The sequence below is a fragment of the Breoghania corrubedonensis genome (genome assembly GCF_003053845.1).
GTDB lineage: Bacteria > Pseudomonadota > Alphaproteobacteria > Rhizobiales > Stappiaceae > Breoghania > Breoghania corrubedonensis.
The window spans coordinates 108,354-133,452 of sequence record NZ_QAYG01000004.1; the positions used below are offsets into that span (position 1 = coordinate 108,354).

General features: G+C 62.0%; 21 protein-coding genes and 2 pseudogenes. 15 read left to right on the forward strand and 8 right to left on the reverse strand.

What is annotated here, in order from left to right:
- Positions 1-409 precede the first annotated feature (409 nt).
- The 12 genes from C8N35_RS12715 (at position 410) to C8N35_RS12770 (ending at position 12,660) form a co-directional block, all read left to right on the forward strand.
- Positions 410-1,000, forward strand: a complete 591-nt coding sequence (locus C8N35_RS12715; protein ID WP_107990087.1) for a 4Fe-4S dicluster domain-containing protein — start codon at positions 410-412, stop codon at positions 998-1,000.
- On the forward strand, positions 997-3,015 hold the full coding sequence (gene hyfB / locus C8N35_RS12720) for a hydrogenase 4 subunit B (protein ID WP_107990088.1): 2,019 nt from the start codon (positions 997-999) through the stop codon (positions 3,013-3,015). Before C8N35_RS12715 ends, hyfB begins: the two co-directional genes overlap by 4 nt.
- A 10-nt stretch (positions 3,016-3,025) precedes the next feature.
- On the forward strand, positions 3,026-3,964 hold the full coding sequence (locus C8N35_RS12725; RefSeq protein WP_107990089.1) for a respiratory chain complex I subunit 1 family protein: 939 nt from the start codon (positions 3,026-3,028) through the stop codon (positions 3,962-3,964).
- Between the two features lie 21 nt (positions 3,965-3,985).
- Positions 3,986-5,437 carry a hydrogenase 4 subunit D gene (locus C8N35_RS12730; protein ID WP_107990090.1) on the forward strand — a complete coding sequence of 484 codons (1,452 nt, stop codon included), beginning with the start codon at positions 3,986-3,988 and terminating at the stop codon, positions 5,435-5,437.
- Between the two features lie 11 nt (positions 5,438-5,448).
- Positions 5,449-6,102 (forward strand): hydrogenase 4 membrane subunit, encoded by a 654-nt coding sequence (hyfE, locus tag C8N35_RS12735; RefSeq protein WP_107990091.1) that lies wholly within the window; start codon positions 5,449-5,451, stop codon positions 6,100-6,102.
- A gap of 5 nt (positions 6,103-6,107) precedes the next feature.
- Complete coding sequence (locus C8N35_RS12740) at positions 6,108-7,730, forward strand: hydrogenase 4 subunit F (protein WP_210203510.1); 1,623 nt, start codon at positions 6,108-6,110, stop codon at positions 7,728-7,730.
- On the forward strand, positions 7,730-9,445 hold the full coding sequence (locus C8N35_RS12745) for a hydrogenase large subunit (protein ID WP_107990093.1): 1,716 nt from the start codon (positions 7,730-7,732) through the stop codon (positions 9,443-9,445). The genes C8N35_RS12740 and C8N35_RS12745 overlap by 1 nt, the downstream gene beginning before the upstream one ends.
- A 13-nt stretch (positions 9,446-9,458) precedes the next feature.
- Positions 9,459-10,007, forward strand: coding sequence for a formate hydrogenlyase complex iron-sulfur subunit (locus tag C8N35_RS12750; protein ID WP_107990094.1), 549 nt, complete (start codon positions 9,459-9,461; stop codon positions 10,005-10,007).
- Positions 10,004-10,798, forward strand: coding sequence for an NADH-quinone oxidoreductase subunit B family protein (locus C8N35_RS12755; RefSeq protein WP_107990095.1), 795 nt, complete (start codon positions 10,004-10,006; stop codon positions 10,796-10,798). The genes C8N35_RS12750 and C8N35_RS12755 overlap by 4 nt, the downstream gene beginning before the upstream one ends.
- 3 nt (positions 10,799-10,801) lie before the next feature.
- Positions 10,802-11,221, forward strand: a complete 420-nt coding sequence (gene hycH, locus C8N35_RS12760; protein ID WP_107990096.1) for a formate hydrogenlyase maturation protein HycH — start codon at positions 10,802-10,804, stop codon at positions 11,219-11,221.
- Positions 11,218-11,676 (forward strand): hydrogenase maturation peptidase HycI, encoded by a 459-nt coding sequence (gene hycI, locus C8N35_RS12765; protein WP_107990097.1) that lies wholly within the window; start codon positions 11,218-11,220, stop codon positions 11,674-11,676. The genes hycH and hycI overlap by 4 nt, the downstream gene beginning before the upstream one ends.
- Before the next feature lie 72 nt (positions 11,677-11,748).
- Positions 11,749-12,660 (forward strand): formate/nitrite transporter family protein, encoded by a 912-nt coding sequence (locus C8N35_RS12770; RefSeq protein ID WP_107990098.1) that lies wholly within the window; start codon positions 11,749-11,751, stop codon positions 12,658-12,660.
- A gap of 339 nt (positions 12,661-12,999) precedes the next feature.
- Here the strand turns inward: C8N35_RS12770 and hypE are convergent, their stop codons facing one another.
- The 8 genes from hypE to C8N35_RS12810 form a co-directional block, all read right to left on the reverse strand.
- Complete coding sequence (hypE, locus tag C8N35_RS12775; RefSeq protein WP_107990099.1) at positions 13,000-14,064, reverse strand: hydrogenase expression/formation protein HypE; 1,065 nt, start codon at positions 14,062-14,064, stop codon at positions 13,000-13,002.
- 22 nt (positions 14,065-14,086) lie between these two features.
- Positions 14,087-15,199: a hydrogenase formation protein HypD gene (hypD, locus tag C8N35_RS12780; RefSeq protein ID WP_107990100.1), complete on the reverse strand. Its 1,113-nt coding sequence runs from the start codon at positions 15,197-15,199 to the stop codon at positions 14,087-14,089.
- Positions 15,196-15,447 (reverse strand): HypC/HybG/HupF family hydrogenase formation chaperone, encoded by a 252-nt coding sequence (locus C8N35_RS12785; protein ID WP_107990101.1) that lies wholly within the window; start codon positions 15,445-15,447, stop codon positions 15,196-15,198. Before C8N35_RS12785 ends, hypD begins: the two co-directional genes overlap by 4 nt.
- A gap of 17 nt (positions 15,448-15,464) precedes the next feature.
- Positions 15,465-16,598, reverse strand: a complete 1,134-nt coding sequence (locus C8N35_RS12790) for a Kae1-like domain-containing protein (RefSeq protein ID WP_107990102.1) — start codon at positions 16,596-16,598, stop codon at positions 15,465-15,467.
- Between the two features lie 26 nt (positions 16,599-16,624).
- Positions 16,625-17,542, reverse strand: coding sequence for a hydrogenase nickel incorporation protein HypB (hypB, locus tag C8N35_RS12795; RefSeq protein ID WP_107990103.1), 918 nt, complete (start codon positions 17,540-17,542; stop codon positions 16,625-16,627).
- A 211-nt stretch (positions 17,543-17,753) separates the two neighbouring features.
- Complete coding sequence (gene fdhD / locus C8N35_RS12800; RefSeq protein WP_245926776.1) at positions 17,754-18,491, reverse strand: formate dehydrogenase accessory sulfurtransferase FdhD; 738 nt, start codon at positions 18,489-18,491, stop codon at positions 17,754-17,756.
- 632 nt (positions 18,492-19,123) lie between these two features.
- A complete protein-coding gene (locus C8N35_RS12805) occupies positions 19,124-22,234 on the reverse strand; it encodes an efflux RND transporter permease subunit (RefSeq protein WP_107990105.1) in 3,111 nt (1,036 codons plus the stop codon).
- Positions 22,234-23,346 (reverse strand): efflux RND transporter periplasmic adaptor subunit, encoded by a 1,113-nt coding sequence (locus C8N35_RS12810; RefSeq protein WP_107990106.1) that lies wholly within the window; start codon positions 23,344-23,346, stop codon positions 22,234-22,236. The genes C8N35_RS12805 and C8N35_RS12810 overlap by 1 nt, the downstream gene beginning before the upstream one ends.
- 98 nt (positions 23,347-23,444) lie before the next feature.
- On the opposite strand from C8N35_RS12810, the gene C8N35_RS12815 reads away from it, so the two are divergent.
- From C8N35_RS12815 to C8N35_RS12825, 3 genes and pseudogenes are all read left to right on the forward strand, one after another.
- On the forward strand, positions 23,445-24,050 hold the full coding sequence (locus tag C8N35_RS12815) for a TetR/AcrR family transcriptional regulator (protein WP_107990107.1): 606 nt from the start codon (positions 23,445-23,447) through the stop codon (positions 24,048-24,050).
- A 158-nt stretch (positions 24,051-24,208) separates the two neighbouring features.
- Positions 24,209-24,595: pseudogene (locus C8N35_RS12820) on the forward strand (SDR family NAD(P)-dependent oxidoreductase); the annotation flags it as partial.
- Positions 24,552-25,094: pseudogene (locus tag C8N35_RS12825) on the forward strand (DUF932 domain-containing protein); the annotation flags it as partial. The pseudogenes C8N35_RS12820 and C8N35_RS12825, both read left to right, overlap by 44 nt.
- Between the last annotated feature and the right edge of the window lie 5 nt (positions 25,095-25,099).

The window sequence follows — 25,099 nt, forward strand, 5'->3', positions numbered from 1 at the left end:
CACCTCCGTCGCGCCGCGCGTCTACCGCGAAAACGCAACGATCAGAGGGCCGCGCACCCCGTGCCGGCAAAGGGATGATTTGTTCTCCTTATCGACCGATCCAAAATATATATTCGTCTATTACTCATGTTCAGATCGGTCGATAACAAGTATCTATCACCCGTATTCCAGCGAACAATTCATATACCCCAATTTATTTTGGACAATTGATCGATATCAAATTACGAAAACGGGATGCTGCTAGGTTGCAACTGCTGAACAGGACTGAACCGCCCCTCTCCACTAAACTAATACTTATTTTTTATTGGGCGATCAGTTTTTGCTATCGAGTAAACCAGAGCCACCCGGCTCGACAGGCGGCGCCTTGGTAAAGGACGTCGCTGGCGCATCCGGAGGTGCGAAGACAACAATGAACCGCTTCGTAGTCGCGGAGCCCAGCAAGTGCATCGGCTGCAACACCTGCATGGCCGCCTGCACGGAGGCGCACAAGCGCGAGGGCCTGCAATCCCATCCACGCCTACAGGTGACCAAGACATGGGAGCAAACCGCCCCCATCCTGTGTCACCATTGTGAGGACGCCCCTTGCGCCCGGGTCTGCCCGGTCGACGCAATCCAACATGTCGATGGTGCGATCCAGCTCGACGAAAAGATCTGCGTCGGCTGCAAGATGTGTGCCTTGGCCTGCCCCTTCGGGGCGATCACCCCGAGCGGCACCAGCCTCGCTGGTGTGGCAGGCATCATGACAAAGGCTCCGCAATATTCAGAGGCGCTCGATCCCTTGCTCGTCTGGGATCTCGGCGTCCATACCGTCGCGGTCAAATGCGACCTCTGTTCGTTCTCCGACGACGGTCCCGCTTGCGTCAAATCCTGCCCCACCGCCGCTCTCTACATAGCTGGCGACGACGGTCTGCATGACGCCAATTCAACCAAACGCGAAACGACTGCCACACAGGTGGTCAAGCCGCGGCTTCAGCCCGTTATGGAGGGACCTGGGGCATGACACCGCTCAGTTTCTTCTGGATTTCGATCCTCGTGTCGGTCGTCGGTGCTCTTGCCAGCATTCTGGTCAGAAACTCCGACAGCACCGCCATTCGTGCGGCCAGTGGCGCAGGCATCGTGGCTTCGGCCGCGGGTCTCGTCTCCGGCCTTTCCGCGCTATCCGGCCCGGCTGCCGTCATCGACCTCGCCGGCCCCTACCCCTTCGCCCATTTCGTTCTCAGGGTCGATCCGCTGGCGGGGTTGATGATCTCGGTCATCTCCCTCCTCTCGCTCGTCGCCTGGATCTACGGCCTCGCCTACATGCGCGAGTACGAAGGACGCGGCGTTGGCGGCATGGGCTTCTTCATGCACATCTTCATCGCCTCGATGATGCTGGTGGTTGCGGCCGATAACGCCTTCTGGTTCCTCATCTTCTTCGAGATGATGTCGCTTGCCTCCTACTTTCTGGTCATCTTCGACCAGAACGACGAGGCGGTGAGTGCCGGCTTCCTCTACTTCTTCGTCGCCCATGCGGGCTCAGTGCTGATCATGGCCGCCTTCTTCCTGATGGCCAATGCAGCGGGAAGCTTTGACTTCGCTGCCTTCCGCGAAACATCGCTTTCGCCGACGACCGCCTCCATCGTCTTCCTGCTCGGCTTCCTCGGCTTCGGCGCCAAGGCGGGCATGATCCCACTGCATATCTGGTTGCCGCGTGCCCACCCGGCCGCGCCGTCTCATGCTTCGGCCCTGATGTCCGGCGTCATGATCAAGATCGGCGTCTTCGGTATCATCAAGGTTGGCCTCGACCTGCTCGGCGGACAGGAACTGCTGTGGTGGGGCGTTGTCGTCCTGGCCTTCGGCGCCGTCTCCTCGGTTCTGGGCGTGATCTACGCGCTGGCCGAGCACGACATCAAGAAGCTGCTCGCCTACCACTCGGTGGAGAATATCGGCATCATCCTGCTCGGCGTCGGCGTCGGCATGATCGGCATCGCGATGAACAATCCGACGCTGGCGGTTCTCGGCCTGATGGCCGGCCTCTACCACCTTCTCAACCACGCCGTCTTCAAGGGGCTCCTGTTCCTCGGCGCGGGCTCGGTGATCTACCGCACCCACACCAAGGACATGGAAGCCATGGGCGGTCTGGCGAAGGCCATGCCGTGGACAGCGCTTTCCTTCCTGATCGGCGCGCTGGCCATCTCCGCGATCCCGCCGCTGAACGGCTTCGTGTCGGAGTGGTACACCTATCAGGCCCTGTTCGCAGGCGCGCTTGAAGGCTCGTTCCTGGTTCGTTTCGCAACCCCGATCGCCGCCGTCATGCTGGCACTCACCGGCGCCCTTGCCGTGATGTGCTTCGTCAAGGCCTACGGCGTGATCTTCTCCGGTCCGGCACGCTCCGAGAATGCCCGCAACGCCACCGAGGCTCCGCACTCGATGGTGGCCGGCATGGCGATCCTTGCCGCGGCCTGCGTGCTTCTCGGTCTGCTCGCCCCGCTCGTCGCTCCTGTCATGGGCAACATCGCCTCCGCCACCCTTGGCGTTCCGGCGGTCATGTTCGCTGACGGCGCCACATTGATGCCGGGCGAAGGAGCACGCACCGTGCTCTCCACTCCGCTCATCGCGGTCCTGCTGATCGCGCTGGCAATGCTGCCGCTCGTCATCCACGGCATCAATGCGCGGATGCGGGCCACCCGGCGGCATACGGAAGCGGCCTGGGCAACCGGCTACCTGCCCGACGTGCACATGGCGCTGACCGCCAAGAGCTTCGCGCAGCCGATCCGGATGTTCTTCGCTCCCCTCTATGCAGTCCGCAAGACCGTCTCGACGGTGTGGGCGTGCCTGACCCGCGGCTACGAACGCTTCGTGTGCTTTGCACGGCGCAACGAGCCCTGGGCCGACAACCGCTTCGTCAACCCCATCGCCAGTGGCGTCGGTGTTGCCGGGCGTCGGTTCCAGGTCATCCAGGGCGGGGATTTCCGGATCTACTGCCTCTACATCGTTGGCGCGCTCGTCGCGCTGCTCATCGTGGCTGCAAGTTAGGAGGCTCGTCGTGCCGACACTTTCTCACTTCTTGCTCGCCGTGGTTCAAGCCCTTGCGCTGTTCGCAGTCGCCCCGCTGATTTCGGGACTGTCACGCTTCGAACGGGCAAAGATGCATACCCGCCGCGGACCGAGCATCTTTCAGGACTACCGCGACATCTACAAACTCTTGCGGCGCCAGGATCTGGCGCCGGGCGAGGCCGGGCGCATCTTCCAGTTCATGCCCGTCGTCATGCTGGCGACCCTGATGGTCATCGCGACCGGCCTGCCGATGTTGACCCGCTTCACGCCGATCTCGGCCGTGGGCGACCTGATCACCGTCGTCTATCTGTTCGCCCTCATCCGCTTCTTCTTCTCGCTTTCAGGCCTCGATAGCGGCAGTTCCTTTGCCGGTATCGGCGCCAGCCGCGAGTTGACCATGGGCGTTCTGGTCGAGCCGATCATGATGTTGGCGCTCTTCGTGGCGGCCCTCCTCGCAGGGTCCACCAATCTCGGCGAGATCGGCATCGCGATTTCGTCAGGAACGGTGCACTCTGCAGCCGCGACACTGCTCGCCGCCGGCGCCTTCGCCTTCGCTCTCTACATCGAGCTTGGCAAGCTGCCCTACGACATGGCGGAAGCCGAACAGGAGCTGCAGGAAGGGCCTCTTACCGAGTATTCCGGCCCCTCTCTGGCTCTCGTGAAGTGGGGACTGGCCCTCAAGCAGACCCTGGTGGTCGGCTGGTTCATCGGAGTGTTCCTGCCCTTCGGCAGCGCCACCGAGATGTCCTTCTTCGGCCTCATCGGCGGCCTGATCGCCTTCGTCATCAAGCTCTTCGTGATTTTCGGCGTCATCGCCGTCATCGAAAACAGCGTGGCTCGCGCCCGCTTCCGCCTGACACCGCAACACAGTTGGCTGGGGGTCGGCGCAGCGTCGCTTGCCTTCGTCTTCTACCTCGTCGGGCTATGAGAGACGTGTAGGGGCATTCCCGTGATTACTCTTCCAACCACATTCCTGACGTTCCTGGCCCTGGCTGCCACGCTCGTGCCGTTCATCGGCGCCGTCGTGATCGCCTCGCTGCCGCGGGAACATGCCAAATGGATCTGTCACGGCTTCGCCGCCGTGACGGTCGTGATCGCCCTGGTGATCGCCTTCGCATTCGGCAACGACAGTCATGTCGTTCTTATCGGCTTCGGAGATACCGAGGTCCTCGGCCTGACGCTTGATCGCGTCAGCGTCCTCGTCGCACTCGCCGTCATCTCCATCGGTTACCTCGTCGCCCTCTATTCGATCGGCTATCTGAATGAAGGCAACCGCGAGCATCCCGATATCGGCCGGCGGCGCTTCTACGCCTTCCTGCTGGTCTTCATCGGCGCGATGGCGGGTCTCGTCTTCACCTCCACCGTCATCGGTCAGCTCGTCTTCTTCGAGATCACCGGTGCCTGCTCCTGGGCTCTCATCGGCTACTACGAGACGCCCAAGGCGCTGCGCTCGGCGGCGAAGGCCCTGCTGGTCACTCACATCGCCTCCATCGGGCTCTATGTGGCGGCAGCCCTGCTCTTCATCTTCACCGGCACCTTCGCGGTGACCGCGATCGCGACCCTCACCGCTTCGCAGAAGGCCATCGTCCTGCTGGCCATCCTCGTCGCGGCCTGGGGCAAGTCGGCACAGCTGCCCTTCCATATGTGGCTGCCCGACGCCATGGAGGCGCCGACCCCGGTCTCCGCCTACCTGCACGCGGCATCGATGGTGAAGGTCGGCGTCTACATCTTCGCCCGCGGCCTGCTTTCGTCGGGCGGCGCACCGGAGATCGTCGGCTGGGTCGGCTGCACCATGGCGATCATCACACTGGTCTACGGCTTTGTCATGTACCTGCCGCAGATCGACATGAAGCGGCTGCTCGCCTACTCCACCATCACCCAGCTCGCGACCATCATGTTCGGCCTGTCGATCTCGGTCTTCGGTTCGGATCTGGCCTTCAAGGGTGCCATCGCGCACATCTTCAACCACGCTTTCGGCAAGACCCTGTTCTTCCTGGTTGCCGGCGCTCTCAGCTACACCGCCGGTACGCGCATGCTGCCGCAGCTTCGTGGCATCCTCTCCAAGAAGCCGCTGCTCGGCATCGGCTTTGCGTGCGCCGCCATGGCGATCGCGGGTGTCCCGCCCTTCTCCGGCTTCTTTTCGAAGTTCGCGATCTTCGCCGGCGGCTTCGAGGTCGGCAAGGACCACTGGCTGCTGATGGTGTTCGTGGCAATCGCTCTGCTGGAATCGGTGGCGACCTTCGCGTGGTTCCTGAAGTGGCTGGGCCAGTGCATCCCCGGCAAGCCGTCGGAAGCCATCGCCAACGCCGCGCCCACCCCCTTCACCATCCAGGTGGTCATCACCGTGCTGATCGTGATGTCGGTGTGCTCCAGCTTCATCGCAGCCTGGTGGCTTGGTTGAGGAGATAGGTCATGCACGAATTCCTGTTCATAAACGGCCTGTCCGGCCTCCTGATCATCACCGCACTGATGGTGATCCTGTCCAAGAAGGCGATCAACTCCGCGATCTACTACGCGGCTCAGTCCTTCGTCATCGTTGTGCTCTTCATCTTCCTGGGAGCACAGACCGGATCGGGCGAGCTCTATCTGTGGTCCTTCACGGCCTTCATCACCAAGGTCCTGCTGGTACCCTTCATCATGTACACGATGTTTCGCCGGCTCGATGACGGTGAACTCGGATCCGGCCAGGTGATGCCGGCGGCCTTCTCCGCCATCGGCGCCGCGCTGATCGTGATCCTGTGTTACGCGGTTGTGTCCGGCGTCACGCTGCCGTCGGCCGAAAACCTCAAGCCGGCGCTGGCGATCTCGCTCGCCCACTTCTTCCTCGGGCTCTTCTGCATCGTCGCCCAGCGCAACATCCTCAAGCAGGTCTTCGGATACTGCCTGATGGAAAACGGCTCTCACCTCACCCTCGCCATCCTGGCCCCCAACGCACCCGAACTGGTGGAGATCGGTATCGCCACCGACGCCGTGTTCGCGGTCGCCATCATGGCTGTGCTCGGGACCCGCATCTTCGGGAAGTTCAACTCCCTTGATGCCGGCAAGCTCACGACCTTGAAGGGCTGACAAAAATGACACCCTCACTCTTGCCAATCCTGATCCTGATCGTTCCTCTGGTGGCTGCCCTCGGGCTTCTGCTCACCCCGACACGGAACCTGACGACCAGGACCTGCGAAGGGGTCCATATCGGCTCCATCGTGCTCATCGTGTTGCTGTCGCTGGGGCTGGCCGCTTCGGTCCTGGCAGGCAACCATCCCTCAAGCCTCGGCGGTTGGCTCTATGTCGACGCGCTGGGCGTGATCTTCCTGCTGATCATCGGCGTCGTCGGTCTCATGACCGGCCTCTACTCGATCGGCTACATCCGGCACGACCTTGAAGAAGGCCTACTCGACGCGCATCGCGTGAAGATCTACTACGGCTTCTTCTCCCTGTTCCTCTTCACCATGCTGCTGTCGGCAACCGCCAACAACATCGTGATGATGTGGGTCGCGGTAGAAGCCACCACGCTCGGTTCCGCCTTCCTGGTCGGCATCTATGGCCAGAAGTCGTCGCTGGAAGCGGCCTGGAAATACGTGATCATCTGCACCGTCGGCGTCGCCTTCGGTCTCTATGGCACGGTCCTGGTCTTCGCCAACGGTGCAGAAGTGCTGTCCGATCCCCATCAGGCGGTTCTGTGGACGTCGCTTGCCGAAAACGCCAAGCTGCTCGACCCCTCGCTGATGAAGATCGCCTTCGTCTTCGTTCTCGTCGGCTTCGGCACCAAGGCCGGCCTCTTCCCGATGTACGCCTGGTTGCCCGACGCCCACTCAGAGGCGCCGAGCCCGGTTTCCGGCCTCCTCTCGGGCGTCCTGTTGAAATGCGCGCTGTTCGTCATCATCCGCTACTACGCCCTGATGATCCGCTCGATCGGCCCGGAATTCCCGCAGACGCTGATCCTGGTGCTTGGAACCCTGTCGGTGATCGTCGCCGCCATGCTGTTCTACGTGCAGAAGGACCTGAAGCGGAAGCTCGCCTACTCCTCCGTCGAACATGTCGGCTTCATCGCCGTCGGTCTCGGCCTTGGTGGCCCGCTGGGCGTCGCCGCAGCGCTGCTGCACTCCATCAACCACTCCCTCGCCAAGGCACTTCTGTTCTGTGGCTCGGGCAACGTGGTGATGAAGTACGGCACCCGTGATCTCGGCAAGGTCAAGGGCATGCTCCGCCTCGCCCCGGCAAGCGGCGTGCTGCTGATGGTCGGCGCACTGGCGCTGTCGGGCTTCCCGCCCTTCAACGTCTTCGTCAGCGAATTCATGATCTTCACCGCCGGAATCAAGGCTGGCTACTGGATCTTGATGCTGGTGCTGCTGGGCTTCTTCACGGTTACCATCGCCGGCTTCGTGCAGATCATCTCCGGCTCCGTCCTCGGCAAGCCCGAGGAGAACGCCAAGGTCGGCGACGTCGGCAAGCAGACCCTCATCCCTCTCGGCATCCTCGCCGCCATGGTGCTGATCATGGGCTTCGCCGTTCCCACCCCGATCGCGCGACTGGTTTCACAGGCCAGCGCCATCGTCCTGGACAGCGGTGATCCCATCGTCGTCAAGGCGCCCTGGTCGCTCTTCGGCAACGAGGAGGCCACCGTCGCGGAAAAGGCCGGCAACCTTATCGTCACTCCCGCGGCGGCGGCTGAAACCGCACAGAATACGGAGACCAAGTGATGGACATGTTCGTTCAAGACCGTGTCGGCGGCGAATACCTGACCGCGCTGCGTACCGTTCTGCCCAATGCCATCGTCAACGAGGAATGGCAGACCCCGCGGCAGGTCACGATCACAGTCACCGCCGACGCCCTCGCCGATGTCATGAAGACGCTCTACTACGAGCACTACGGGTGGGTTTCGGTCGTGGTTGGCAACGACGAACGTCCCCTCAACGGACACTTCGCCGTCTACTACGTCCTCTCGATGGAGGGGCCGCAAAAGTGCCACATCGTGGTGCGCGTCGAGGTGTCCGCCATTACCCAGGAATGGCCGTCGGTAACCCCCGTCGTGCCGGCCTGCGTATGGGGAGAACGCGAGGTGCGCGACATGTTCGGTCTGACCCCCGTGGGTCTGCCGGACGCCCGCCGCCTCGTCCTGCCGGACGACTGGCCTGATGATCTGCATCCGCTGCGCAAGGACGCGATGGACTACAGGACCCGGCCGGCCCCCACCCAGGACGACGAGACCTACGAGTTCATCAACGATGCAAAGCAGGAAACGACGATCGTCCCGATCGGCCCCCTGCACATCACCTCCGACGAACCGGGCCACTTCCGCCTCTTCGTCGACGGTGAGGACATCATCGATGCGGACTACCGGATGTTCTACGTCCACCGCGGAATGGAAAAGGCGGCCGAAGCCCGCATGGGCTACAACGAGGTCACCTTCCTCGCCGACCGTGTCTGCGGCATCTGCGGCTACGCCCACTCGGTCGCCTACACCACCTCGGTGGAGAACGCGCTGGGCGTGGTGGTTCCCGAGCGTGGCCAGGCGATCCGCGCGATCCTGCTGGAGACCGAGCGGCTGCACAGCCATCTGCTGAACCTCGGCCTCGTCTGCCACTACACAGGCTTCGATTCAGGCTTCCAGCAGTTCTTCCGCGTCCGCGAAAAGGCGATGGTCCTGGCCGAAGTGCTGACCGGTTCGCGCAAGACATACGGCATGAACCTGATCGGCGGCGTGCGTCGCGACATTCTCGGCGATCAGGCGATCGAAACCCGCCGGGTGGTCGCGGAGCTGCGCGAGGACGTCAACCGTCTGGTCGACATCCTGCTGGAGACAGCCAACATCACCGGCCGCGTTGTGGGTGTGGGCAAACTCGACAAGCAGGTCGCCCGCGACTTCAGCCCCGTCGGCCCGATGGTGCGCGGATCCGGCTTCGCCCGCGACACGCGGTCCGATCACACGTTCGCCGGCTACGCGTCCGTACCGTTCACCCCCCGCTCGCATGACGGCTGCGACGTGCTCTCGCGCACCTTGGTGCGCATCGAGGAGGTCCATGACAGCCTCAACCTGATCGAGGCGCTGCTCGACGTCGCGCCCGGCGGCCGGATCCTCACCGAGGACTTCGAGTACAAGCCGCACAAGTTCGCTCTCGGCTTCACCGAAGCGCCGCGCGGCGAGGACATCCACTGGTCAATGACCGGCGACAACCAGAAGCTCTACCGCTGGCGCTGCCGGGCCTCGACCTACAACAACTGGCCCGTGCTCCGCTACATGCTTCGCGGCAACACGGTGTCGGATGCGGCCGTCATCGTTGGCTCTCTCGACCCCTGCTACTCCTGCACCGACCGCGTGACCGTCGTCGACGTTCGCAAGCATAGCGCCCAGACCGTCCCCTACAAGGAGATGGAACGCTACGGCCGCGAGCGCAAGGATTCACCGCTCAAGTAAGGCACACCGAGCCATGTTCAAACTTTTGAAGGAAATCCTCCGCACCGGCGACGCGACCGTGCAGTACCCCTTCGCTCCCTACGAAGCGAGCAAGGACTTTCGCGGCAAGCCGGAACACGACGCGGAGAAGTGCATCGCCTGTGCGGCCTGCACCATCGCCTGTCCGCCCAACGCCATCCACATGGAAACAGACCTGGATGCGGGAACACGGACATGGTCCATCGATTACGGCCGCTGCATCTTCTGCGGCCGTTGCGAGGAATCCTGTCCCACCGGCGCCATCGGACTGACGCCGGAATTCGAACTCGCCGTGATGAGCAAGGAAGACCTCACCGTGAAGGCGGTCTTCCAGCTGGATCACTGCCGCTCCTGTGGCAAGCCGTTCGCACCCCTCAAGGAAGTCGAATACGTCGGCAAGCTTCTCGCCCAGACCGGCGGTGAAACGGAACGCAGCGCGCGCGAGGAGCAGATCCTCCACACCTGCCCCGAATGCAAGCGCAAGAACGACCTTGAGCAAGTGAGCCGGATGAAGATTGCGGCTCAGATGGAGACCTCCAAATGAATTCTCCGTTCAACGCCCCCTTCACAACCGACGGGCTGCAGGCAAAGCCGCCCGTCGTCTCGATCCCCGATCAGGTGGCCAAAATGAAGGCCGCCCTGCTCAAGGACATCCAGCGCTCCGCCTACGTCTACCGTGTGGACTGCGGCGGCTGTAACGGCTGCGAGATCGAGATCTTCGGAACCATCACACCGGTGTTCGATGCCGAGCGTTTCGGCATCAAGGTCGTCCCCTCGCCGCGCCACGCCGACATTCTGCTCTATACGGGCGCGGTCACGCGCTCCATGCGGATGCCGGCGCTCAGAAGCTGGGAAGCTGCGCCCGATCCGAAGATCGTGATCTCCTACGGCGCGTGCGGCTGCACCGGCGGCATCTTCCACGACATGTATTGCGTGTGGGGCGGCACCGACAAGATCGTGCCCGTCGACGTCTTCATCCCAGGCTGCCCGCCGACGCCGGCGGCCACCATCTACGGCTTCGCGGTTGCGCTCGGCCTTCTGGGCCAGAAGCTCAAGACCCACACGCATATCGAGCAGGAAGGCGAGAGCGTTCCCGTCTCCCATCCAGATATTCCCTACAAGCTGCGCGTGGCGCTCGAGCGCGAGGCACGGCGGATGGCGGGCTATCGTCAGGGCCGCGATCTGGTGGAGGAATTCCTCGACCAGCTCGACGCCAAGGCGGCAGCGCCCCTGCCTGAACGCATGAAGCGCTTCGTCGCGAACCAGGAAGATCCCCGCCGCGCCGAGATTTTCGGATGCCTCGAAGGGATCGTCACCCAGGCAATCGGAGGCTGAGAAATGACCATGGTCGGCACCAAACGCGTCATCTTCTATCAGCTCAGCGCGAAATACATGGAGCGTGAAGAAGACATCCCGCCCGAGTCGAAGGAGGTCATGTACTACTCCCTCGCCATCGGGCACCACATCGGCGTGTTCGACTGTTTCAAGCCACAGCTGAAATGCTCCGGGGAGCTCTACGACCGGATCATCGAGGCTTTGCCGGAGGCAAGCGAGGCCCGCCGGAAGTTCGCAGGACTGCACAAGTTCGGCGAGATCATTGTCGACGCCACCCACACCAAGATGCTGTTGGCGGCGATCGAAACCCTCCTGCCCGATGCCGATCACGACATGGGCGAATGGCTCAAAGGCCTGCGCGCCTCGCTCGAAGCGATCCGCGCAGAGCCCGCGATCTATCTGATGGGGAGGATCATGGGATGAAACGCGTGGTGTTCACCGTCGGAAACCCGATGCGCGGCGACGATGCGGCGGGCCCTCTGCTGGCGGAAATGCTGGAAAACGAACCAGCGCCGGGCTGGGACGTCATCGACGGCGCCGATGTCCCGGAAAACCACACGCACGCCGTGCGCAGGCTGGAGCCGGATCAGGTGCTCGTCGTCGACGCCGCAGCGATGGGGCTGAAACCGGGAGAAATCCGCATAATCGATGAAGGTGACGTCGCGGACAACTTTCTCATCACGACGCACGCCATCCCACTGAATTTTCTCATTCAAAGTCTGAAGGAGACAGTCTCAGACATCCAGTTTCTCGGGATACAGCCCGAGGATACGAGCTTCTATGGCCCCGTTACCCCCGTCGTCCGCGAAGCCGTCGCAACGCTTCACAGGCATCTCGTGTCGGGAGGAGCCCCGGAAGACTATCAACCGGTCGCATGACTACTTCTCCGGCCTCTCCCGCAGAACGTCAGGCGAACCGTTCACCGAACCCGATACCGAAGGGAGATTTCGATGGTAACGGGACAAAAGCAAGACGCACAGATCAAGTTAGACGCACTAACTCCGATTGAAATGGAAGAGAAGGCCGAACTGGCCGGCATCAGCAAAGCCAAGATGCCCGCCATGCCGATGTTCCTCCTGGCGATAGCCGCCGGCGCGTTCATCGCTCTCGGCGGCATGTACTACTGCATCATCGCTGCCGACCCCAACCTCGGTTTTGCCGCCAAGAAAATGGTCGGTGGCATCGCCTTCTGTCTCGGACTGGCCCTAGTTCTCGTGGCTGGCGCCGAGCTGTTTACCGGCAACTCGCTGATGGTCATGGCCCGCCTCAGCGGCCGGATCACCACGCCGCAAATCCTGCGGAACTGGATCATCGTTTGGGTTGGCAACCTTGTCGGCTCTGTCGTGATCGTCTTCATCGCCTTCATGGCGCATGAATACACGCTCAACGGCAACGGCGTCGAAACGGTGATGCTGAAAATCGGTATCGCGAAGGTATCGCTGGATTCCACGACGATCTTCTTCAAGGCCATCATGTGCAACCTGATGGTGTGCCTGGCCGTGTGGCTCGCCTATTCCTGCCGCACTGTCGCCGACAAGATCATCGCGATCATCCTGCCGATCTCCGGCTTCGTTGCCGCCGGCTTCGAACACTGCGTTGCCAACATGTACTTCCTGCCCTTCGCCTATCTCCTGAAGGAGACAGGCAATGTCCCGGACGGCATGGACGTTTCGGCGCTGACCATTGCCAGCATCGCCCACAACATCCTGTTCGCTACAGCTGGCAATATCGTCGGCGGCGGTCTCTTCGTCGGCGCCCTGTACTGGGCCATCTATCGCAAGGGCATGGGCGGAACCGCACCGGCTCCCTCGAAGCAGGAAACGACAAGTGCCTCGAGCGGCCAGGTGGCGGCTCAGCAATAATACAAGGAACGCGGTCCGGGGTTCCCTCCTGCCGACCAGGGAATTTCGGGCCTCGTCCCCCGCAAATACGATCGATCCGGACCATGGAAACGCATTCGCCGCGGCCCAGGTCGTCGTGATGCGGGGGACAAGTGGAGCGCGGTAAGGACAGAGGTCTCGCTGTCCTGCCGCGCTCCATGCGTTGTGACCCTCGTGCCCAGCAGGCTGCCGCGTTCCCGCGATACTTCGCAGGAAAAGCAGGCGCCGCGGCGCAAAAAATCCCTCGAGACGCCCGTCAGGTGTCTCGAGGGATTGGCAAAAGGACAGACTTGCTTGAGACGGCCCAGGCCGTCGGAAATGTCAGCAAATGCGAGGAAGCTGCTCGCCGTTCAGCCATTCCACGACACGTTCGGAGCCGAAGCTGGTCTCAAGCCGCACAAGCTTCAAGGGATCCGCTACCACGTGGCCGATTATTGCCGCATCGCTTCCGAAAGGGGCGGCCTGCATGACCGCCAGCAGCGCTTCGGCCTTGTCCTTTGGACAGAAGGCGAGAAGCTTGCCTTCGTTGGCGACACCCAGCGGATCGATGCCCAGAAGCTCGCAGGCTCCGCGAACCGCCGGCTTGATCGGCAGCGCCTCCTCCTCCAGCACCAGACCGACGCCGGACTGATTGGCGAGTTCGTTCAAGGTGGCAGCAAGTCCTCCGCGCGTGGGGTCGCGCAGGCAGTGGATCTCGGGCTCCGCCTCAACCATTGCCCGGATCATACGGTGAAGCGGGGCGCTGTCGCTTTCGATTGCGGTTTCGAAATCGAGGTTCTCGCGCTTCGACAGGATGGCGATGCCATGGTCGCCGATGGATCCCGAAACCAGAATGGCATCGCCTTCCTGAATCCTGTCACCACCGATCTCCAGGCCATCTGCCAGCACACCGACGCCGGCCGTCGATATGAAGACACCATCCGCCTTGCCGCGTTCGACGACCTTGGTATCACCGGTGACGATCGGCACCCCGGCCGCGCGCGACGCGTCGGCCATGCTCAGGACGATGCGCCTGAGATCGGCAAGCGGCAGCCCTTCCTCGATGATAAAGCTCGCCGACAGATAGAGCGGTGTCGCTCCGCTCATGGCAACGTCATTGATGGTGCCATGCACGGCGAGCGAGCCGATATCGCCACCGGGAAAGAACAGTGGCGAGATGACATAACCGTCCGTCGACATGACAAGACGACCATCGGCCGGCGGCATGACCGCCATGTCATTCCCCTGGGACAAAAACTCGTTGTCGAATGCCTGCCCGAAGATCTCGGATACAAGCTGCGCCATGGCCCGGCCGCCGCCACCGTGGGTCATGTCGACCCGGCCATTGGCAATATCGAGCGGACGCGGGAACAGACGGGTGTCCCGTCTTCTGGGTTGTTCGTTCATTATCCCCTCCTTCATGGCCGCGCTACGCCGCCGCCTTGTTCCGATGTCGGCCATAGAGCCAATGAGCCGCACAGCCGCCCTCGCTCGATACCATGCACGAGCCGATCGGTTCGTCGGGCGTGCAGGTCCGACCAAAGAGCGGGCATTGTTCCGGCCGCTTGAGCCCGCGAACCACGTCCGCGCAGGCGCACGACTTGGGATCGGGAACGGCACGATAGGGAAGCTGGAATTTCAGCTCCGCATCGAAGTCTGCATAGTCATCAGCCACCCTCAGCGCGCTGTCGGGCAAACGCCCAAGTCCACGCCATTCGAAGGCACCGCGAAGCTGAAGCGTCTCCGCGATCACTTCACGCGCCTTCGGGTTGCCAACTGCTGGAAGTGCGCGCACATAAGCATTTTCCACGCGCGGCCGGCCTTCATTGACCTGCCGAGTCAGCATCAGGATCGCCTGCAGCAGGTCGAGCGGCTCGAAGCCCGCCACAACGATCGCCTGCCCTCTGTCGGCGAATTCCTGATAGGGCTCGATACCGATGACGGCAGAGACGTGGCCCGGCCCGATGATACCCTGCAAAGGCAGGCTCTCCCCGTCCAGGATCGCTCGCATGGCGGCCGGGGTCAGCACATGATTGCAGAAGATGGAGAAATTCGTCAGCCGCTCCGCTTTGGCGATCTTCAGCGCCATGGCGGTCGGCGGCGTCGTCGTCTCGAAGCCGATGGCGAGGAATGCGACTTCACGATCGGGATTCTCACGCGCGATTTTCAACGCATCGAGCGTCGACCAGACCATGCGGATATCGGCCCCGGCCGCCTTGGCTCTCAGAAGGCTCATACGGTGGGAGCCGGGAACCCGCATCATGTCGCCATAGGAGCACAGGATCACCCCATGATCGCGCGCAAGTTCGATTGCGCTGTCGACGCGCCCCACCGGGAGCACACAGACCGGGCATCCCGGGCCGTGAACAAGGCGGATGCTTTTTGGAAGCATCTCCTCAAGGCCATAGCGCGCGATGGTATGAGTATGTCCGCCACAGAATTCCATGAACGTGTAGGAACGATCCGGCGTGCACTCGGCGTCAATCGCAGCGGCGATCTTGCGGGCGAGCTTGCCATCCCTGAATTCGGTAGCGTACTTCATCCTGCCAGCTCCGCCAGCTTGAGTTCGCCCGCCAGTTCCCCCATTTCCCTGAGCGCATCCAGCGTTTCCTTCGCCTCCTCCGGCGAAATGCGGCTGAGAGCGAAACCCACGTGAATGAGAACGTAGTCGCCGACGACGATATTACTGAGCAACGCCAGGCTCACAGCCTTCTCGACGCCATCGATATTGACCTTGCCCATCCCGTCGGGCAGGAGTTCGACCACTTCGGCCGGAATAGCCAGACACATCGTTCTTTCCCTTCGTACTAGAACGCCTCTTCGAGGCGTTGCGCTGCCGCAAACGCCTGCCCGAGACTGACCGCCGGATCGCCCGGACCGAGCCGATCGGGTTTCAGGATCTGCACCCCCTGGGCACCGAGCCTGTAGGAAAGATCCCTCGTGAGGACCTTGTTGAAGAAGCAGCCGCCGGAATAGACGATCCCCGTGACTGGCAGCGGCAACCGGTGCATGGAGACGACCACCCACTCCGCAACCGCCGCAGCCAGCGTTCCGTGAAAGAGATTGGCGCCTTCCACCGGATCGCTCACGTCGGCCAGGGCCGAAAGCAACGGCCGCAGGTCGAGTTCCCCCTCACCGGAGATACGCCAGCCGGTCGGAAGTTCCTTCGGTTCGCTCACCAGCGCCTCCAGTGCCATCGGCGCCTGCCCCTCGTGTTCGGCGACCTCGCAAACGCCCAGAAGCCCGGCAGCGGCATCGAATAGCCGGCCCATCGATGTGGTTCGCGGGCAGTTGAGGCCCTTGTCCATCACGAGAGCGAGATGCCGCGCGCCCTCGATGTCAGGCCAGCGGGCGGAAATATCCGCCCCCCGCCCGATCGCGTGAAGCGCCGCGGCCCCCATGCGCCAGACCTCGCGGGCAGCCACGTCGCCCCCCGGCTGAAGAATGGGATGAAGATGCCCCGCCCGGAAATACGTGCCGCCGTCGACGAACAGCAGTTCGCCACCCCAGGCCTCGTTTTCGGGTCCGAGACCGAATCCGTCGAAGGACAATCCGAGCACGGGAGCATCGTGAGCGTTTTCAGCCACCACCGCCGCCACATGGGCATGATGGTGCTGCACCGGGATCAGTTCGGCACCGAGCTCTTCCGCCAGCACGGCCGCGAAACGGGTGGAGGGGAAATCCGGGTGAAGATCGTGAGCGACCGCCGCCGGCACCACGCCGAGCCGCTCTATCAGCGCCCACGCCATCTCTTCCATGGCCATGATCGCACCCGGCGTGTCGGTGTGGCCGACATCGCGCGATACATGGGCCTTGTCCCCGTCGATCACCGTGATCGTGTCTTTCAGGAAGGCACCGAGGCCGATGACCGGCGGCAACCGGCGTGGGAGATCGACGACGATGTGAACAGGATCGTCCGCCCCCCTCGCCTGCTTCGCCATTCTGCGTTCGGCCGCGCTTGCCATGATCAGGCCGCCCTTGTGGCAAGCAGCCCGGCACGACGTTCGCGCACCCAGTCGAGCCAGGCTTCAAGCCCCTCGCCGGTCGTGGCGGATAGCTGAAGGATCTGCAGCGACGGGTTCACACGACGCGCCATTCCCATGCAACGAGCAATATCGAACTGAACGTAGGGCGCAAGATCGATCTTGTTCAGGATCATCAGGTCCGCAACGGCGAACATGTCGGGATACTTGATCGGTTTGTCCTCGCCTTCGGTGACGGACAGGATCACCACCTTTGCCGCCTCACCAAGATCGAAAGCGGCTGGACAGACGAGATTGCCGACATTCTCGATGAAGAGCACCGAGCCCTCCTCCGCGGAGAGCCCGTTCGCGGCATCCTCGATCATCGCCGCATCCAGGTGGCACCCCTTGCCCGTGTTGACCTGGATGGCCGGCGCACCAGTTGCGCGAATCCGGTCGGCGTCGTTGGAGGTCTGCTGATCACCCTCGATGACAGCGACGGGGAGTTCCGATTGAAGGGCCTTGACCGTCTCGCACAAAAGCGTCGTCTTGCCCGAACCCGGGCTCGACAGCAGATTGAGGGCGAGCACGCCATCCGTTTCGAACCTTGCGCGGTTTCGCGAAGCCCGACGGTCATTTTCGCCAAGCACCGCTTCCTCCATCCGGATCACATGGGTCTGATCGAGACCGGGCACCGAGACACCGGCTTCTCCCTCTCCATAGTGGATGTGGGACGCACCGCGCTCGAGCTCGTGCCCATGCCCGTGCCCATGTTCGTGACCATGCGCGACACCAGCCGCGTGGAGCGCGGCGTGTTCGGCCTCGCTCATTCCCTCATGATCATGATGGTGGTGATGGCCGTGATCGTGGCCATGGCCTTGACCTTCGACGGTGGCCTGACCGCAACCGCAAACGCTACACATGGCGCCTAACTCCGATACCCGCTGCGTCACCTTCGCACGCGAGCCGCGTCAGAAGCGGGTATCGGCCCGACGCTTGCGTGCTGTTTCGAATTCGTCAAATCAGTGAAGGCACAGGCGTGCCAGCAACTCCATGACGCATGTCAAATTCCGTTATTTCCCAATTACCTATCGATATTTCTGACAAGGCACGCCCCATCATCATACCGATCGCTCAAAACGTGATCCTCTCCGTTCGCGTGAAGGCTTCGAAGCCGTCGCGCCGGGCGACACCGACGAGCGTCAACCCTGCCGCTTCGGCGGTACGGATAGCAAGCATGGTGGGAGCGGATACGGCCACCAGAACCGGCACCCCCAACACCGCGGCCTTTTGCACGATCTCGACCGAGACCCTGCTGGTGATCGTCGCGATACCCTTTGTCTGATCAACCCCGTTGCGCTTCAGCGCGCCGACGAGCTTGTCCATCGCGTTATGCCGGCCAAGGTCTTCACGGGCGGCAACCAATCCATCATCGGGCGTCCAGAAACCTGCGGCGTGAACCGCATGGGTCTCGCGAAAGAGCGGCTGCCCAGCGGACAGCGCATCGATCGCTTCCATGATCTGCTCCGGCCGGAACCGGACATCATCCGCCCCGACGACCGCCGGTTCAGGCAGGGCTTCATCCAGGCTCTCCACCCCGCAAAGCCCGCAACCGGTCGGCCCAGCCATCGCGCGCCGGCGCGCAGACAGCCGACCGGCACATTCCTCATCGACCCACAGGCGTGCCTCGACACCCAACGGGAAGGCAGCAATCTCCACCGACCGGATCTGGCCGACATCACTGATAATTCGTTCGGTGAGGCTGAAACCAACAGCGAAATCTTCAAGTTCGGTAGGCGTCGCCATCATGACGGCGTGCGTGGCGCCGTTATAGGTCACCGCGATAGCAGCCTCTTCCGGCACTTCGCGCATATCCTGCGGCGCGGCTGTTCCACGCCAGGCAATGCGTCGCGTCGGACTGTGAGTGGAAAGAGACGTCGGATCAAGCTCGGTCAGATCGCAGCTCGTCATACTAGCAACTCCAGATCCGGCACCGGACGAACTTGGACACGGCGCCGTGGCGGGTCTGCGACTTGGAAGGCAGCACGAACGCCCCGCCTGCGTTCGATCACGGTCGGACTTCCGTTTGGAAGCCACATCTCGCATATAGCGCGACCAGCCGCCTTCTACTCCACCAAGAGATAGTATCTGGGGTGCAGAATTTGCATGGATTACTTGTCAGATCGAACCATATTTTCTCGCCATGTGACAATCATGATCCGATAAAAATGACTTATCGAAAGTAGAACTGCGAAACTGAACAGTGTCCGTTTGTCGCACCCCAACTTTCCAATACGACAGCCGACGCCCCGCTGTCCGGCTCCGCTTGCGCCAGAATAGCGGCTTTACGCGTTACATTTTGGCCATATCCAGACTGAAAGCAGGCTTTGTATCCTGCTTCGCCTCCAGCGGAAACCAGTGCGTTTCCAGTACGGCGTCTCCAGAAATGGGCGCGCCCGAGAGCCCGCCGCATATAACACGGCAACCAACACATCATGCCTCCCCTACTCCGCAGCCATCGCCGCTCGCGGCTTACGCTCATCTTGCGAAAGCTCATGGGCTTCATCCGCAGTTGGCTTGATCCGGAACCACACAGCGTAGAGTGCCGGCAGAAAAAGCAGGATCATGACGGTACCCGCCGCCGTTCCGCCGATCAGCGTATAAGCCATCGATCCCCAGAACACCGAATGGGTCAAAGGAATGAAGGCCAGAACCGCCGCAAGTGCCGTGAGGATGACAGGGCGTGTCCGCTGCACGGTCGCTTCAATCACGGCGTGATAGTCATCGAGGCCGCCCGCCTGGTTTTCCTTGATTTGCTCCGTCAGGATCAGCGTGTTGCGCATGAGGATACCTGCCAATCCGATCAAGCCGAGAATGGCGTTGAAACCGAAGGGCTGATTGAAGACAAGCAGCATCGGCACGACGCCGATCAAGCCAAGCGGTGCGGTCAGCAGAACCATGGTCATCGTCGAGAAAGATCGAACCTGCAACATGATGATGATCAGCGTCGCGGCGATCATGAGCGGAAAGATCTTGGCCAGCGCGGTGTTGGCCTTGGAGGCCTCCTCGATCGATCCGCCCATTTCAACGCGGTAGCCGACCGGAAGCGATGAGATCAGCGGCTGAAGAGCCTTCATGACGGCCAACGAGACCTCGGGCGGCTGCGTCGTCTCGTTGATTTCGGAGCGTACCGTGATGACGGGCGTGCGGTCTCTGCGTTTCATGATCGGCTCTTCCGGTCGGATTTCCGCATGACCAATCTGGCTGAGCGGAATCTGCCTGCCGTTACGGCTCATCAGCGAGAAGTCCGCCAAACGCGCAGGATCCAGCCGCTCGTCGCCCGCGCTGCGCGCGACGACTGGAACGTTGCGGATGTCTTCGCGGACCTGGGTGACGGGGATGCCAGTGAGCAGAAACTGAAGCTGCTGGCCCACCTCCGCTGTCGAAAGACCGATGAGGTTGAGACGATCCTGATCCGGAACGAAGCGGAGCACCGGATTACGGTCGCCCCAGTCGCGGTTAGCCTCCCGCACGTCGGGTACACTCCGCATGATGTCGAGCGCCTTTTCGGAAATGGCGCTGAGTTGTACAGGATCTGGTCCCATGATCCGGAACTCAACAGGGAAGACGGAGGGCGGACCGAAGACGAACTGCGTGGCGCGGATGTACGCCTCGGGTGCTAGCCCCTGGGCTACCGCCTCTCGAAGCCGTTGCTTCAAGTGCTCGCGCGCCTCGGCATCCGGTGTAAGCACGACGATCTTGGCGAACGCAGGATCAGGCAGCTCGGGCGACAGAGCGAGGAAAAATCTGGGCGCTCCCTGGCCAATATAGCTCGTGACGATATCGGCTTCCGGCTGTTTTTGCAGCCACTTTTCCAGTTTCTTGACTGTGGCGGCCGTCGTCTCGATGCTGGTGCCTTCCGGCAGGCGAACCTCGACCAGCACTTCGGGGCGGTCGGAGGTCGGGAAGAATTGCTGCTTGAGACCGCCCATGCCGACAAAGGATAGTGCCAAGACGACGCCAACGATACCGCAGGTCGCGAACTTGTGGCGCACGGCAAAGGTGATGAGTCGCCGCAGCCGCCGATAGCTCGGCGTGTCGTAGATGGCATGATGGCCACCTTCAACCCGCTTGATTTCAGGCAGTAACTTGACGCCAAGATAGGGCGTGAAAGCAACCGCAACGATCCACGAGACGATGAGGGCGAAGCCCACGACCCAGAAGATGTTGCCAGCGTATTCGCCGGCCGTCGAGGAGGCGAAGCCCACAGGCAGAAAGCCGGCAATCGTCACCAGCGTTCCCGATAGCATTGGCGCCGCAGTGTGGCTCCACGCATAGGCCGCAGCGGTGATGCGGTCCATGCCCTCTTCCATCTTCACCACCATCACCTCGATCGCGATGATGGCGTCATCAACAAGAAGCCCAAGTGCGAGGATGAGCGCGCCGAGAGTGATGCGGTCGAAGAACCGGCCGGTCTCCAGCATGATGAGGAACACTGCGGCAAGCGTCAGCGGAACCGCGGCGGCCACCACGATACCGACGCGCCAGCCCATGCTCAGCAGGCTGATCAGCAGCACCACACTGAGCGCCATGGCGAACTTCAGCATGAATTCATCGACCGCCGATCGGATGTTGACAGCCTGATCAGTCACCTTGTCGAGCGTCATCCCGAGTGGCAGCGTCTGCGCGATGGCCGCCGTCTTCGCCTCCAGTGCCTGGCCGAGCAAGAGGCCGTTCCAGCCCTCCTGCATGATTGCCGACAACAGGATAGTGGGCTCCCCCTGATTTCGGATAAGGAAGGTCGCGGGATCCTGATAACCACGGCGAACGTCGGCGATATCGGAGAGCCTCAGCACCCGCCCCCCAGCGGCAATCGGCGTATCGGCAATCGCCTGGACGCTGTCATATGCCCCGTCGACGCGGATGAACACCTGCGGGCCCCGGGTGTCGACCGACCCCGCCGGCGTGACGGTGTTCTGCCGCTGCAAAGCGGCGATGATATCCTGCGCCGACACACCGAGGGTTGCCAGTTTGGCATAGGAAAACTCGACGTAGATCTGTTCGGGACGTTCACCGACGATGTTGATCTTCTTGACGCCGGCCACGTGCAGCAGGTCCTGGCGGATCACTTCTGCCTGTCTGGCCAGTTCACGCATCGGCATGCCCTTGGCCTTGAGCGCATAAAGCGCGAAGCTGACGTCCGCATATTCGTCGTTGACGAAGGGGCCGAGGACGCCTGCGGGCAGGTTGCGGGCCTCGTCCCCGAGCTTCTTGCGGGCTTGGTAGAACTCTTCCTGTACTGCGGACGGCGGCGTGCTGTCCTTCAGTGTCATCGTCGTGAACGCATAGCCCGGCCGTGTCGTCGTCTCGACCCGGTCGTACCAGGTCAGCTCCTGAAGCCGCTTCTCCAACGGTTCGGCGACGAGATCCTGCATTTCACGAGCAGTTGCGCCAGGCCAGACAGCCGTGACCGTCAGTGTCTTGATGGTGAAGGTGGGATCCTCGGCTCGTCCCAGATTGAGGAAGGCGTAGACGCCCGCTGCGGCCAGGAGAAAGATAAAGAACAATGTAACGGAGCGTTCGCGAACCGCCAGGGCGGAGAGGTTGAAGCTCATTATCTCCTCGCCTCTCGCTGCCCGGCAATCCTGACGATCTCACCGTTCTCCAGGAGATGGGCGCCCAGAGCGACAACCTGCTGACCGATACCAATTCCGGTGACGAATACAGTCTCCTTACCGAGGCTCTTGATCTTGACCGGCGCGAAGGCCACCATGGACGTTGCACTGTCGAAAATCCACACGCCTGTCTGAAGACCATCGTCCCGGATGGCACCGATCGGAACACCGACCTCTGACTGCCTTTCCTCGTCATGGATCTTGATAGTCACCGTCGCACCGAGCGGCGCAGATGCGGCTGCGCCGTCGAGAACGTAGCGCGCTTCGTAAGTGCGGGTCTGCGGATCGGCAGCATCGGAGATCTGCCGCAGGCGGGCGCTTCCCGTCAGACCGTCGCCTCCATAGACAATGGCTTTCGCTTCGGATCCGATCTCGGGGCGCCTAGTCTCCGGCAGCCATACAACAGCCTCACGCGGTCCGGCCTGCGCGAGTTGAACGACGGTTTGGCCCGCCGTCACGACCTGTCCGGGTTCCCCGTGAACATCGACGACCGTTCCATCTGAGTCCGCAACCAGAACACTGTAGGTGGCAGCATTTTCCGCGACCTTTGCATCGGCTTCAGCCGCGGCAAGCTGGGCGGCAGCAGTATCGCGGGCCGCTTTCGCCTGTTCATAACGCTGTTGGGTGGTGGCCAATCCGTGCTTCACCAGTTCGGCATAACGTTTCTCATCCGCTTCCGTCTGGATCATGACGGCACGTGCTGCGATGACCGTATTACGCTTCGCTGTGAGCGCGAGTTGGAGATCGGTTTCATCAATGCGCATAAGGATCTGGCCCTTCTTCACCTGCTGCCCCACATCCACCAGCCGCTGAACAATCTTGCCAGGCACCCGAAAGCCGAGGTCGCTCTGTATCCGAGACGCGACCGTGCCGGTAAACGACCGCTCCGCCGCTTCAGGTTTCTCGGCCGCCACCACCATTACCAATGGCGGAACCGTTCTGGGATCCGTGGCCTTGGCTTCATGCTCAGGCGTTTCGGAAACAAGGACAAACGCGGCGCCAGCTGCAACGGCTACGACACCAACCAGACCGATGACAGTTTTGCGCTTCATGTGAATTTTCTTTCCTCGCGAGCGATCCGCACATATTAGATTGCGACCTAACGCTATTTGGCTTATTGATGTCAACTGAAATCTAATAGGAGATTGCTATGAGAGTGACCCGCGCACAGGCCGACGAGAATCGGGAAGCCGTGATCAACGTCGCAAGCCGTCTGTTTCGAAAGCACGGCTTCGACGGGATCGGCCTGAAAGATCTGATGAAAGGTGCGGGCCTGACGCAGGGCGCGTTCTACAAGCAGTTTACGTCCAAGAGAGACCTTTCCGCCCAAGCATCCAGGCGCGCGATGGAAAGCGCCTTCCGCCGGTGGTCCGACGCCGCCGCTGCCAATCCGCAGGATCCACTCGGCGCGGTAGCCGCGTTCTATCTCAGCACGGAGCATAGCGCAGAGAAGATGGACGGCTGCCCGATCGTTGCATTAGGCGCGGATGCAGCCCGGCAAGGGCCCGACGTGAAGGCATCGTTCGAAGCCGGGATCACGGACTATCTTGAGATGCTCGGCCGTTGGGTGAACGACGCCGACGGCGATGAGCCCGGCAGCAAGGCCATGGTCGCTCTCTCGACCATGGTCGGCGCAGTCCTCCTATCGCGCGTCGTCAACGATGAACTTCTGTCGAAGCGGTTTCTGCAGGCAGCAGCCGGGAGCGTGTCGACGGCGGCGTCCGCAGGCGAGCCTCGGCAGGGATCGCACCAATAACCTCAGGCGTAGCGCGCCGTCGCTCGCGGTATCTTTTTTCGGGCTGCGAGGCCGGATGAGCGAGCTGTCCGGCATAAACGCCGACGGCGCTCATGGTTGCCGTCCTTCGATCTTATCTTCCAAGCATTTGCTCACGCCAATCCAACACGACGAAAGAAGTGGCTTCCAAGAAAAAGACCAATCCCGGCGTCGCCCTGGTGACAGGGGCATCCTCCGGTATCGGATACGCAACCGCCAAGGCCTTGCAGAAGGCCGGCTATCATGTGTTCGGCACCAGTCGGGGCGCGGCCGCCGAAAGATCCGACGGCGTAACCATGCTGACCTGCGACGGGACCGATGACGTGTCCGTGGCGAAGCTGGTCGAGAACGTTCTGGCCGAGACCGGGCACATTGAGCTCCTGGTCAACAATGCTGGCGTTGGCCTGTTCGGTGGCGCCGAGGAATCCTCGCTGGCGCAGGCCAAAGCGCTGTTCGATGTAAACGTGTTCGGCGTTATCCGCATGGTCGACCGGCATCTACAATCCCCGCGTCGATATCAGCAGGGACACGACGACGCTCTACGCCTCGGATCGCGACGTCTTCCTCTTTCTCGTCGACGATCTCAATCCCATTGAGGCCGGCTGGCTGCCGGATGGGTCGCCTGATCTGTTCTTCCGCGGCTTCTACTGCTGGAACAGCGAGGTCGGGGCGAAGACACTCGGCATGGCGAACTTCTATCTGCGTGCCGTTTGCCAAAACAGGAATCTGTGGGGCGTGGAGGATTTCGAGGAAATCAGCATTCGCCACTCCAAATATGCCGCCAACCGCTTCGCCCATGAGGCGGCGCTGCTGAACTTCGCGAACTCCTCGCCGATGCCCTTCGTCAACGGCATCAAGGCGGCGCGCGAGCGGATCGTGGCAAGAACCGACGAGGAAGGCCGCCCGCCGGAAAGCATCTTCGATTTCGTCCAGGGCATCACCGCCGTCGCGCGTGACAAGCCGCATCAGGATGCCCGCCTCGACACGGAGGGCAAGGCGAAGAAGCTGCTCGATCGGGCCGCCTGATTTCC